Source organism: Vibrio sp. D54 (assembly GCF_021728075.1).
Lineage (GTDB): Bacteria > Pseudomonadota > Gammaproteobacteria > Enterobacterales > Vibrionaceae > Vibrio > Vibrio alginolyticus.
On the sequence record NZ_JAKKCS010000004.1, the window covers coordinates 61,946 to 74,503 of the forward strand.

12 protein-coding genes are annotated in these 12,558 nt (G+C 44.3%); 7 read left to right on the forward strand and 5 right to left on the reverse strand.

Features of this window, described 5'->3' with window-relative positions; translation table 11 throughout:
• Nucleotides 1–304: 304 nt before the first annotated feature.
• Complete coding sequence (locus tag L3V37_RS06835; RefSeq protein WP_005375535.1) at nucleotides 305–1,276, reverse strand: porin; 972 nt, start codon at nucleotides 1,274–1,276, stop codon at nucleotides 305–307.
• 609 nt (nucleotides 1,277–1,885) lie between these two features.
• On the opposite strand from L3V37_RS06835, the gene L3V37_RS06840 reads away from it, so the two are divergent.
• The gene (locus L3V37_RS06840; RefSeq protein ID WP_086047288.1) at nucleotides 1,886–2,944 is read left to right on the forward strand and encodes a porin; all 1,059 of its coding nucleotides are present in this window, start codon (nucleotides 1,886–1,888) and stop codon (nucleotides 2,942–2,944) included.
• Between the two features lie 220 nt (nucleotides 2,945–3,164).
• Entirely contained in the window at nucleotides 3,165–3,779 is a 615-nt protein-coding gene (locus L3V37_RS06845; RefSeq protein WP_017635857.1) for a fumarylacetoacetate hydrolase family protein, read from the forward strand.
• On the opposite strand, the gene L3V37_RS06850 is transcribed toward L3V37_RS06845, so the two are convergent.
• From L3V37_RS06850 to L3V37_RS06860, 3 genes are all read right to left on the reverse strand, one after another.
• Entirely contained in the window at nucleotides 3,776–4,087 is a 312-nt protein-coding gene (locus L3V37_RS06850) for an AzlD domain-containing protein (protein WP_005385193.1), read from the reverse strand. The genes L3V37_RS06845 and L3V37_RS06850 overlap by 4 nt on opposite strands.
• Nucleotides 4,087–4,797 (reverse strand): AzlC family ABC transporter permease, encoded by a 711-nt coding sequence (locus L3V37_RS06855; protein ID WP_005375526.1) that lies wholly within the window; start codon nucleotides 4,795–4,797, stop codon nucleotides 4,087–4,089. The genes L3V37_RS06850 and L3V37_RS06855 overlap by 1 nt, the downstream gene beginning before the upstream one ends.
• 79 nt (nucleotides 4,798–4,876) lie before the next feature.
• Nucleotides 4,877–5,704, reverse strand: coding sequence for an AraC family transcriptional regulator (locus tag L3V37_RS06860; protein ID WP_213893319.1), 828 nt, complete (start codon nucleotides 5,702–5,704; stop codon nucleotides 4,877–4,879).
• Between the two features lie 229 nt (nucleotides 5,705–5,933).
• Here L3V37_RS06860 and L3V37_RS06865 point away from each other — a divergent pair, with 229 nt between their 5' ends.
• Together L3V37_RS06865 and L3V37_RS06870 are read left to right on the forward strand one after the other, a co-directional pair.
• Nucleotides 5,934–6,566 carry a LysE family translocator gene (locus tag L3V37_RS06865; RefSeq protein WP_005375522.1) on the forward strand — a complete coding sequence of 211 codons (633 nt, stop codon included), beginning with the start codon at nucleotides 5,934–5,936 and terminating at the stop codon, nucleotides 6,564–6,566.
• Between the two features lie 79 nt (nucleotides 6,567–6,645).
• Nucleotides 6,646–7,068, forward strand: a complete 423-nt coding sequence (locus tag L3V37_RS06870) for a GNAT family N-acetyltransferase (protein WP_213879503.1) — start codon at nucleotides 6,646–6,648, stop codon at nucleotides 7,066–7,068.
• Between the two features lie 98 nt (nucleotides 7,069–7,166).
• Here the strand turns inward: L3V37_RS06870 and L3V37_RS06875 are convergent, their stop codons facing one another.
• Nucleotides 7,167–8,861 (reverse strand): phospho-sugar mutase, encoded by a 1,695-nt coding sequence (locus L3V37_RS06875; RefSeq protein WP_237306049.1) that lies wholly within the window; start codon nucleotides 8,859–8,861, stop codon nucleotides 7,167–7,169.
• 330 nt (nucleotides 8,862–9,191) lie between these two features.
• Between L3V37_RS06875 and coxB the strand changes: the two genes are divergently transcribed.
• Genes coxB through L3V37_RS06890 form a run of 3 tightly spaced genes read left to right on the forward strand, consistent with a single transcriptional unit; the run spans nucleotide 9,192 to nucleotide 12,543 of the window.
• Nucleotides 9,192–10,355: a cytochrome c oxidase subunit II gene (gene coxB, locus L3V37_RS06880; RefSeq protein ID WP_053350487.1), complete on the forward strand. Its 1,164-nt coding sequence runs from the start codon at nucleotides 9,192–9,194 to the stop codon at nucleotides 10,353–10,355.
• Complete coding sequence (gene ctaD, locus L3V37_RS06885; protein WP_237306050.1) at nucleotides 10,352–11,983, forward strand: cytochrome c oxidase subunit I; 1,632 nt, start codon at nucleotides 10,352–10,354, stop codon at nucleotides 11,981–11,983. The genes coxB and ctaD overlap by 4 nt, the downstream gene beginning before the upstream one ends.
• A 20-nt stretch (nucleotides 11,984–12,003) precedes the next feature.
• Entirely contained in the window at nucleotides 12,004–12,543 is a 540-nt protein-coding gene (locus L3V37_RS06890) for a cytochrome c oxidase assembly protein (protein WP_017821600.1), read from the forward strand.
• Nucleotides 12,544–12,558 lie beyond the last annotated feature (15 nt).

Consider the following 12,558-nt stretch of genomic DNA (forward strand, 5'->3'; position numbering starts at 1 on the left):
AAAGAACGAGAAGCACAAACGCTGCCATGCATTTGCATAAATAACATTGCAGAACACGTGCCAACTTTTATATATTTGATTTTAAATGGTTTTTTTGGTTTTTCTATGTTGTCGATTAGATGAAATGCACTAACTTAGTGATCAATCGCATTAAAAGAGGGCAGAAGTAGGCGTCGTTACGGTCGTTTTTCATTGCTGAGCGATGCTTGGATAGTGTGAAAACTTATCGAGTTGTGTTGGGTTACATAAAAAATGGCCAGCAAAGGTGCTGGCCAAGTGGACTCGCTCTTAGGACAAGAGTGAATTAGAAATCGTAACGTACGCCTAGGCGCAGTGTATCTTCGCCTTCTGTTACTAGACCTGTTGTTGCATCTTTTGCTTCATCAAGTTGGTTGATGTAGTAAGACAGGTAAGTACGGAAGTTGCTGTTTAGTTTGTAGTAACCAACAAGCTCGATACCTTCAACTGTGTCGTACTTTGAACCGTTGTCTGGATCATTCTCTTGAGCTGTGTATAGAGCTGCAAGTGTCACTTTACTTGCTACTTTGTAGCTTGCGACTAGTTCGTAAGCCGTAAAGTCTTCAGAGTCAGTCAGGGAACCTTGAGAATAAGTACCTGCTAGGTATAGGTTATCCATCGAGTAAGCGATACCACCTAGAATTTGATCTTCAGAGTTATCTTTATCTACATCGCCACCAGAGTATGCAAGACCAAAGTCGAGGCCCATTGGTAGTGAGTACATTCCAGAGATGCCGTATTTATCTTCGTTATCGCTAGAGTTTGCTTGGTAGGTTGCTTGAAGTTGTAGTGCATCAAACGCACCACGGTATGCGAAAACGCTGTCTTGCTTATCAGAAGACGAATCAATAACTTGCTGAACACCAGAGAATTCAGTGATATCCGTCATGTCAGAGATGATGACTGCAGCCATGTCTTGACGACCTACAGAGAAAGCACCGATATCAGAGTCGACGCCTGCATACATGTAGCGGTTTTTGAATTCACTCTTGCCCGTTTTTTGTTCGGCTTCGTAAACACCGAAAGCAGAAAGGCCGTTGCCGATGTCTGTTTTACCTTTTAGGTTAAGACGAGCACGGCTTTTATCTTCCATAGAACCTTCAACTTCAGCACCGTCTGAACCGATGAAGTCACCACGAAACTCAACGCGGCCGCCAACTTTTAATTCAGTACCGTCGTTTTTGTATACAGTTGCTGCGAATGATGGTGCTGATACCAATGCTGTAAGAATTGCAGTAGTTAGTGCTGCCTTTTTCATTTTCTTATTACCCTAGTTGTAATCGATGGGCTTTCTTGCCCGATGTGTTGATGACGCTAAGGTAAAGGCTGAAAATGAAAGATAGATTTCTGTTAAGTTATGATTTGATTGCACTTTTATTGCTGGCGAGAATAAGTGCTCCTTCTCATACCACTTATAAAAAGAAAGGTTTATCTTTTTTGAGGTTTTTTCCTCTCCGTTGAAGACTGTGTTTTTTTCAAAAAGTTCCTGAATTGTTTCTTGACCCTAAATGTAAGTAAACATTTCAATTTGGCAGGGAAGTTTGGCCTAAAAATAGCGAATCATCAGCTATTTGTGAGCTAACTCTCTCTAAAGCATTTCTTATTGTAAGGTTTTTATTTCTCGATTTCTTGAAGGCTAAGTAAACGATTGCTTTTTAGGTTTTGTCTGAGATCTTTTCACTCGGTTGTCAGGAACTAATCAAATAAAGTGTCGGCAGTTGTTACACAAAGGTAAAACTAATCTGGTGGAAACGATGCCTCGGATAGCCTTTGTATTCCTCTCTTTGTTCATCATTTCGTTTTTACGAAAGTGAACCAAAGCCGGGTCTAAAACTGACTAACCAACTAATAAGTAATGGATTTAGAAATGAATAAAAAATTATTAGCAGCGGCAATCGCGGCAGCAACCTTCGGTACTCAAGCAGTTGCAGTGGAACTATATAATAACGATGGCACAACATTTTCGATGGGCGGCCACGTTTCTGTTAATTTAAATGGATCAGAGCAAGGTGACACGGATGTGGGTACTAACTCTCCTCGTATCAATATCTCTGCGACACAGGATTTGGGTAATGGCTTCACCGCAGACGCACGTGGTGAATGGGCGCTAAACTACTTAGACGGTGGTGAAGAGTCGTTTAAAACTCGTCTAGGTTACTTAGGTATAACGCATGAGGTTTATGGTCGTGCAGTAGGTGGTACGCAATGGTCACCTTACTACGATGTCGCAGGTATTGCAGATATGCCAATCGCGTTTGCCAACGACTTCATCTATGACGATCATGGAAACCTTGGCACTGGCCGTGCGGATAAAATGCTTTCTTACCGTAATGCCATCGAGCTGGGTGAAGCGGGTGTGATCAACTTTGGTCTTGGTTGGCAGGGTGCAAACGATGATTACACGCGCAACGATGCTGGAGTTATAACTGGCGGTGCTAAATACGATGACCGTGTGCAAGCTGCGCTTTCTTACTCAGTCATGGGCGCTAAAATCGGTTACTCTTACAATGGCGGCGATTTCCAGCACCCTGCATATGCAGGTAAGCACACGGCGGAATCACACGTTGTATCAGCATCTTACGGTGCGTACGGCCAAGGCCTATTCCTTGCTGCGGTTTATGGTTCAAACGAAAACATGAACTTCAGTGCAAAAGGCGACCGTTTAGAAGAAAGTGATGCGTACGAAGCGATCATCGCATACGCTCTAGCAAACAGCCTAAACTTGAGTGTTAACTATGAGATGGTGGAAGGTAAAGAGTTTAAGAGCTCTAAAACAGAAACTGCTCGTGAAGAAATGGCACTACAAGCAGAATACAACTTCACGCCTAAATTTGTTGGTTACGCGGGTTACCAGTTTGACCTAAATGACGACAATGGTCGTGAAACTGATGACAAATGGGCGTTAGGTGCTCGTTACTACCTATAATAGGATTTAGCGAGAACTATTATTCAGCTCATTGATCTAAAGCCAGCCTCGTGCTGGCTTTTTTGTCTATTTGTTTTACAAATACTTTGCTGTTTCAATTAGATGATACAAAACTCAAAACGGGGTGAATGTCTTATTTTTTACACTAGAGGTTGCTATTTAGTGTCGTTAAGTCAATAGGTTAGATTATGATGGGATTTTTGTTTTGCAGGGAAGAATGATGAGTGTTATTCAAGTTGAAGAAAAGAAAGTAGAAGTGGGTAAAGTGCTTTGTGTTGGACGAAATTACGTTGAACACATTCATGAGCTTAATAATGCAATGCCTGAGCAAATGGTGGTATTTAATAAACCCGCAACTTCCGTATCAACAACTCTGCGTTCATTCCATCAAGAACCCCTTCATTATGAGGCTGAAATCTGCTTTTTGATCAAGGATGGACGTTATTCAGCGGTTGGTTTGGGATTGGATCTGACCAAGCGTGGTTTGCAATCCTCGCTTAAAAATCAGGGGTTGCCGTGGGAGCGTGCTAAGGCATTTGATGGCTCTGCTGTGTTTAGTCGGTTTGTCTCTTTGGATAACATTGATATCAATGATCTTAACCTTGAGCTCTTAATTAACTGTGTTCGTGTACAAAAAGGTCACGTTAACCAAATGCTCTATCCGCCGCTAACTATCCTGGATGAATTAACCAGTTACACAACACTTCAAGATGGCGATGTAGTGATGACTGGTACACCAAAGGGCGTTGGTGAGGTACATGAAGGTGACATCTTCCTTGGTCGATTAAAGTGTGGCGATGTCACCTTGTTGGAGATTGAATGGTTGGCGGATTAAAGCCAAATTCGCAGAACGAGAAATACCACCATACTGATAACCGTCGTTAAAAGAACATTTTTAGTAAAATACGCGATTAAAGCAGCTAGTACGGCAGCCAGTAAAAATGGGTTTTGCACATTGACGCTGAGCTCCCCATCGGGAATGAAAACGATAGGTGCCCAGATCGCAGTCAGTACTGCGGGGCTAGCGTAATTGAGTACTTTTTGAGTGCGCGTCCCTAATCGCAATGGTAGCTTGGGTTCTAAAAACAAGTAGCGGCTGGTGAAAACAAGTACCGTCATCAGCAAAATAGCCAACATGATCATTAGCGTTTCTCCTTTACTTGTTCCACAAAGTAACCAGTAAGCATGGCTAAAATGCTTGAAATCATCAAACTTCCCTCAATTTGATAATAGGTTAGGGCAACTGAGCTCACCAAAGCCACAATAACACTCGCGAGCACCGCTGCATTTTTAATGGTGGGTACTACTATCGCGATAAAAGTTGCGGCTACAGCAAATTCCAAACCCATTTCGTTCAGTTCAGGGATTAGACTTCCCGCAATAATGCCCGTCAATGTCGCGACATTCCAAAACAGGTAAAAACTCAGACCAGCCCCAAGTGCATACCAGCGATTAAATTGTTTATCGGAATGGTGGCCTACAATCGCAAACAGCTCGTCAGTAAGTAAGAAGCCGAGTGATAATCGCCATTTTAGAGGAAGCGGTGCAATTTTACTGCGCATCGATACACTGTAGAGGAAGTGTCGAGAGGTGATAAAAAACGTTGTCAGTAACATGGTCACTAGACCTGCTCCCGTTTTAATCATTCCCATCGCGACGAGCTGTGCAGAACCTGCGAACAAAATGGCGGATAGTGCTTGTCCTTCCAAAGGGTGAAGCCCAGTATCAATTGCGAATGAGCCTGCGAGTAAGCCCCAAGGGAGCACTGCGATACTCAGAGGCATCATCGCAAGTGTACCTTGCCAAAATAGCGTGGCTTTTGATTCTTTTTGTAACGGCAAAGTGTGGTCCATAGTTTCTTCTTATTTATTCCTAAATCAGATTACCAAGATAGCTCGGTAGTCGCATAACGCCTTGTACAATATTGCTGCTTTAGCTGTGACGGACGTATTGGCCGGGAGTGACGCCCATGGCTTTTTTAAAGTGTCGATGCAGATGGCTTTGATCATGGAAGCCGCATTCTTGTGCCACGTCTGAAATTTTTTGTCCCATTTTTAGTAGCTTCTTCGCCATACGTAAACGTTGCTGAATTTGATAGGCATGAGGCGGAAAGCCAAATTGCTTTTGAAACTCTCTCAGCAGATGAAAAGGGCTTAATCCAGACAGTTTGGCGAGTTCTTCTAGTGAGACGTCCGTTTGTGGAAAGTCTTCTAAAAATTCTCTGACTAGCTGCACTTGTCGTTGAGCTCTGGTTGATTCTTTCAGTGGTGCCCGATGAGTACTGTGTTTACTGGCTAGCTTGACCAACGTGCCGTAAACCAAAGTTTCTCTCAATAAACGGTTGTCTGATTTTTCTAGTGTTTCAAATACCAATCGTAACTGACTAGCCAGCTCAGGATCGTAAACCACAGGTTGAGGGAAATAGGGCAGAGCTACATTTGGTGAACCAAGCTCTTGTCCTAAAGTTTGAAACTGCTGAGGTACGGGGTACATTGCTTTGTATTCCCAGCCGCCTTCCGAGGCTGAATGCCCGTTATGTACTTCATCTGCATTAACAAGGATGATGCTGTCCTGTGGCGCGATATGATTCCCGCCAGTCCTAAAAAATTGTTGTGCCCCTTTTTCGATGACACCAATAGTGTAACCTTCGTGGCTATGGCGTGAAAAATTCTGCTTCTCATACTTTGCATCGAGAAGCTCTAAACCTCCGAGCTCTTGAGCTATCTTGAAGGTAGCGATTTCCTTATTCTTTTCTTTCATCTTTATCCGGTCTGCTCAAGAAAATCATTTTAGAAGTGTAACGGATCCATCGTGCTTATTTTTGTACAAAATTGCTATTCGATTTTGATAAACAGGCGAATTGATTGCTCTTTTTCGGCTGGGCAAACTATGATTTTTATTTTTTGATTTATCTTGGCTATTTTGGGCTGGATGATGTCATTTTGTTGGTATAACATTCGCCGCCTTGTTGTAGAAAAGCGGTTCCATCATGATTGATTTATCTGTACTTCCTGTTTATCTCACCGCAGTTGTCGCCTTATTGCTCTTACCAGGGCCTGATATGTTGCTGATAGCGAGCTCAAGTATGAGTTACGGTAAGAAGGTCGGTCTGTTTGCTAGCTTAGGCAATGCGACGTCTGGTGTTATTCTTACTTTGCTTGCTGCGATGGGCGTATCTACCCTGATTGCCATGAGCCCAATAGCCCTTAAAGTCCTTCATCTATTAGGTGGCGCTTACTTGTTAAAAATGGGTTGGGACTGCTTACGAGCTGAGGCATCTTCGGCTCCAGAGCTTGATGGTCAAAACAAAATGGCATCAACTTATTATCAGCGTGCTTTGATGAGTAATTTGCTTAACCCTAAAGCCTTGGTCTTTTTTGTGATGTTTTTGCCGCAGTTTGTCTCAAGCAATATCACTGCATCTTCCGGTGAGCAGATGCTAGCGCTAGGGTTATTGTTGAACGTTCTTGGCTTGTCATTCAATTTATTACTTGTTGGGTTAGCAGGCACATTGGGCAAAGGGCTGCTCGAGAACGAAAAATTCCGCACGTATCAACATAAACTAATGGGGTTAGTGTTTGTTATTCTGGCGTTGTGGATGCTGAGTAGTTTCGCCTTGTAAAGTTATCATATTCCATTAGAAAGCCAGCAATTGCTGGCTTTTTGTTTTAGGATATTGGTGTTTCCTAAGGAGAGGATATATGAAGCTTGAATTTTGTTTAAATCCAGATCAAACAGACCTTGATTTTGTTCGTGAAGGTATTCGATCTTATAACCGAGTGCATTTACCTGAAGGGGAAGTGCATGCTGTAGGCTGTTTCGCAAAAGATGAGAATGGCAAGATCATGGGTGGCTTGACTGGCGAAATGTTTAAAAATACGGTGTTTGTTGAGTTTTTGTGGGTAGACGCTGAAAGTCGAACCTCTGGTCTCGGTAGTCAATTAATGTCGATGCTAGAACAAAAAGTAAAGCCTCATGGGGTTACCCATGTTTATTTGGATACCTACAGCTTTCAAGCTCTTGAGTTCTATCTCAAATTGGGTTTTGAGAAAGTGGGGCAGTACTCAGGCTATCCTGCAGAGGGCATCCACAAGTACTTTCTACAAAAGGAAATTGTAGGCTAGGGAAAGCACGGGTTAGCTTGACTTGTTCTAGTGAAAATAAAAAAAGAGGCGCGAATTTGCGCCTCTTGTTGTATCAAATATCTATGTTTCTCTTTGACTTACAAACTTTGCTGGTGCGCGTCGATAAGTTCGTTCATCTTCGCTTCTGCTGCTTGCTGTGCTTGTTCATAGCTCATATCCGCAGGGAAGAGGTTGATGACTTCGTAGTAACATTTTAGTTTTGGCTCAGTACCAGAAGGACGAACAATCACGCGAGATTGATCTTCTAGGTGATAAATCAATACGTCACTTGCTGGTAAGTCAATGGATTCTTCAGAGCCGTCGTCAAACATGCGAACCGATGTTTTTAGATCTTCGGTTACTGCAACTTTTTTACCAGCAATCTCTGTTGGTGGATTGGCTCGGAGTTTGTCGCCGATTGGTGGAGAGTTCGGGTCGAGAGCGATGCTGCGTTGTGCGTTGAAGTAGAAACCGTGCTCGCGGTACAGCTCTTCCAGTTTATCCCACAGTGTTTTGCCTTGCGCTTTAAGCTTGCCTGTTAGCTGTGAAAACGCGACGATTGCAGATAAACCATCTTTATCCCACACCTTGTTACCCACGGTATAACCGAGCGCTTCCTCATAAGCAAACAAGAATGGGTTGGTTTCTGTCTCTTGTTCCATGGCAACGTTAGTAAGCCATTTAAAGCCAGTTAATGTTTGATAGTATTGTGCGCCATGCGCCTTAGCGATGCTGCTCAGCATTCTTGAGGATACGATGGTGTTGCCAACCAAAGCGTTAGGTTGCTGTTCCAACAAGTAATCGCCAAACAGTGAGCCCACCTGATCACCTGTTAGCATTTGATACTCGCCATCTGGGCGTTTAACTGCCACGGCAAAACGGTCCGCATCTGGATCGTTAGCGCAAGCGATATCGGCATCTACGGACTTACCTAACGCCATCAGCATATCCATTGCACCGGCTTCTTCAGGGTTTGGGAAGTTGACGGTTGGGAAGCTTCCATCAGGTTCGCGCTGTTCCTTAACACTTGCCACTTTTTGGAAGCCTGCGTCGGCAAGTAGCGTTTCCGCCATATTCGCGCCAACGCCATGCATCGCAGTGTAAGCGATAGAAATATCGGTGTTGTTGTCAGGAGTAAGCAGCGCGTTTTCATTCATTGTCTTACGGTAAGTTTGGTAGTAGTCGTCTTCCAACCAAACTAACAAACCGTGCTGTTTTGCATCATCGAGAGACATTAAAGGTAATGGCTTCGTTGTTGCGTCATCAATTTTCGCTGCGATTCCAGAGTCGTGTGGAGGAATAATCTGTGCGCCATTCTCCCAATATACTTTAAAGCCATTGTATTCTGGTGGATTGTGACTGGCAGTAACAACAACAGCGGCCGCCGCATTCAATGTACGGACACCAAACGCGACAATTGGGGTTGCTGCAACGTCATACGTTAGGTAAACCTTGATACCAAGGGCCGTCAGTACGGATGCGGTATCATGCGCGAATTGTTTTGAATCGGGACGACCATCGTAGCCAATAACGACACCACGACTCGTGGCCTCTTTGACTTGCTCAAGCAAATAGTTCCCTAAACCAGTGGCGGTCTCTTGAATCACCAAGCGGTTCATTCGGTTTGGACCTGCGCCCACTTTTCCACGTAAGCCTGCAGTACCAAAGGCAAGGCGTGAGCCAAAGCGATCAGTAAGTTCTTGTTCATTGTTCGTATCGACGAGGTGTTGTAGCTCTTCACGAGTCTTAGGATCAGGGTCTCGTTCTAGCCATTGCGTAATTAGTGCTGTCATATCAGTCATTCCTTAGTAGGGGGAGCCTACTTTCTTGGACACTTCGTTTGGTAAGTATCTCAATGTTTTCTTTTAAATCAATGTAAATGGTTCTCAATTACATTTCAAAGAGGGCAATCGATAAACCGAATTAATTTTTCTTATCCGAACAAAATTTAATCATATTTAATTTCTTGAAGAACCTTGGAACTATAACTAGCCTTTTAACATAAATATAACAAACCGTGTCGAAATCGTAGTTTTTGTGATTTTTCGTAAAGTTGTTCGATATTTGCATCGGGACGCAAGGAAGCTCGCGTAGGCGTAGCGGCTGAGCAGAGGAGAGATCTTTTGAAAAGATTAACGACTACTCTAGCCTTATCACTGAATGTGATTTTAATCACATTTTCCTCTTTTGGTTGGTCAAAGGAAAATGACTACAACATGACAAAAGGGGTCACAGAGATAAGTGGGCAAGTGTATGAATTACATATGCTGATTTTCTATATCTGCTGTGTAATTGCTTTGATTGTTTTTGGTGTGATGTTCTATTCCATCTTCCGTCATCGCAAGTCAAAAGGAGCAGTTGCCGCACATTTCCACGAAAGTACAAAAGTGGAAATTATTTGGACGGTCATACCCATCATCATTCTTGTCGCTATGGCGATTCCCGCAACGAAAACTTTAGTCGCAATGGAAGACACAAGCCAATCGGATATCACGGTCAAGATCACAGGCTCGCAATGGAAATGGCATTACAGCTATTTTGGCGAAGATGTTGAGTTTTTTAGTTTGCTTGCCACCAGCCAAAAACAAATTGATGGAATCGAAGCTAAAGGCGCACATTACTTACTGGAAGTAGACAACCCTTTGGTGTTGCCTGTGAATCGCAAAGTGCGTTTTTTGATGACTTCTGATGATGTCATTCACTCTTGGTGGGTACCGGACTTTGCCGTCAAGAAAGACACCATTCCAGGTTTTATTAATGAAGCATGGACAAGAATTGATGAGCCAGGCGTATATCGCGGCCAATGTGCGGAGCTATGTGGTCGTGCACACGGATTTATGCCAGTGGTGGTGCATGCGATGGAAGAAGAAAAGTTCGATGAATGGCTAGCGAGTAAGAAGGAAGAACTCGCACTTCAAAAAGCGGCGGCACAAGAAGCGCTCTCTCAAGACTTATCTATGGACGAATTGATGTCGCAAGGCGAATCGATATACACGGCGCGTTGCGCTGTGTGTCATCAGGCAAATGGTGAGGGGATTCCGGGTGCATTTCCCGCGATTAAAGGCAGTCCTATTGCAACCGGAGACGTTACAGAGCACATAGATATTATTGTCAACGGTCGCCCGGGCACTGCAATGCAGGCTTTTTCTAATCAGTTAAGTGACAAAGAAATTGGCGCGGTTATCACATATCAACGAAATGCATGGGGCAACGATACTGGCGATACAGTGCAAGCATCCGATGTGAATGCCTTTAAGGCACAAGACAGTGCTAAGGAGGAAATATGAGTCAGCCAATAGATAAAGCAGTGAAGTCTGCGCCAGCAGAAGCCAGTGCGAACAGTACCATTGCGATTGATGATGGTCACGAGCATCATGCACCCCAGGGCATCACTCGTTGGTTGTATTCCACAAGCCATAAAGACATAGGCACCCTCTACCTTTGGTTTAGTTTTGCAATGTTTCTAACAGGTGGTGCGATGGCTATGATCATTCGTGCCGAACTGTTCCAGCCAGGGCTACAGCTAGTCGATCCGCAGTTTTTTAATCAAATGACCACGGTACACGGTTTAGTGATGGTATTTGGTGCGGTGATGCCAGCATTTACTGGCCTTGCTAACTGGATGATCCCGATGATGATCGGCGCTCCAGATATGGCGCTGCCGCGCATGAACAACTTGAGCTTTTGGATCTTACCTTTTGCATTTCTTATTTTGTTGAGCTCGTTGTTTTTACCTGGCGGCGGTCCTGATTTTGGTTGGACGTTTTATGCTCCGCTGTCCACGACTTATGGACCAGATAGCACTGCGCTGTTTGTATTCTCTGTGCATATCATGGGTATCAGCTCCATTATGGGCGCGATCAACGTTATCGTGACGATCGTAAATATGCGAGCTCCGGGAATGACTTGGTTCAAGTTACCAATGTTTGTTTGGACTTGGTTAATTACCGCTTTCTTGTTGATCGCGGTTATGCCGGTATTAGCGGGTGCGGTGACCATGGTTCTTACTGACAAATATTTCGGGACTAGCTTCTTTGACGCAGCTGGTGGTGGTGACCCGGTAATGTTCCAACACATCTTTTGGTTCTTTGGTCACCCAGAAGTGTACATCATGATTTTACCGTCGTTTGGAATCATCTCCGCCATTCTGCCTGCTTTCAGTGGTAAGAAGCTGTTTGGTTATCATTCGATGGTTTACGCGACGTGCAGCATTGCATTGTTATCTTTCCTTGTGTGGGCGCACCACATGTTTACCACGGGGATGCCAGTTTTTGCTGAGCTCTTCTTCATGTATTGCACTATGCTGATTGCGGTACCAACGGGGGTTAAAGTCTTTAACTGGGTTGCCACCATGTGGCGTGGAGCTCTGACATTTGAAACGCCAATGTTGTTTGCCATTGCCTTTATTGTGCTTTTTACTATTGGCGGCTTCTCGGGACTGATGTTGGCGATTGTGCCGGCGGATTTCCAATATCATGACACTTACTTCGTGGTTGCCCATTTCCATTATGTGTTGGTATCTGGTGCGGTATTCTCGATCATGGCAGCGGCATACTACTGGCTACCTAAGTGGACGGGCAATATGTACGACCACAAGCTGAGTTTATGGCATTTCTGGTGCTCAATTATTTCCGTCAATGTCCTGTTTTTCCCAATGCACTTCCTAGGCTTAGCAGGCATGCCAAGGCGCATACCGGATTACGCCATTCAGTTTGCTGATGTTAATCAAATAGTATCAATTGGTGGGTTTGCATTTGGGTTGTCACAACTGATCTTCTTATGGTTGGTGATCAAGTGTATTCGTGGCGGGGAGAAGGCTTCTGCAAAACCGTGGGAACGTGCGGAAGGCTTAGAGTGGACAGTGCCAAGCCCTGCGCCGCATCATACGTTTACTACACCGCCTAAGATTGACTAGCAAAGAGTGGGGTGAGTGACATGAAACCGAATCCATCAAACAAGAAGCTCACAGTGAAGTTACTTTTGGCGACCCTGTTAATGTTTGGCTTCGGCTATGCACTGGTCCCACTTTATGACGTGATGTGCGACGCACTGGGAATCAATGGAAAGACAAGTGAAGTAGCCGCCATTCAACCGACAGGTATGCAACCGGACATGAGCCGAACTATTCGCGTGGAGTTTATGGCGCATGTCAGCCCAGATATGCCTTGGGAGTTTAGACCCAAAGTGATTTCGATGGATGTTCACCCAGGTGAAGTCGTACAAACCGAATACCTTGCATTTAATGAAAGCGGGCAGAAGTTGGTGGGGCAAGCCGTTCCTTCTGTTTCTCCCGGGACTGGAGCTGCTTACTTCAATAAGATTGAGTGTTTTTGCTTTAACCAGCAGCCTCTGGATGGTAAACAGCAAGCTCAAATGCCGTTGATTTTTTATATCGAACCGGACTTGCCGGAGTCTATACACACGTTAACGCTGTCTTACACACTCTATAAACTTCCCCCTCCTACAGGCTCTTAGCCACTCAGGGAGAGA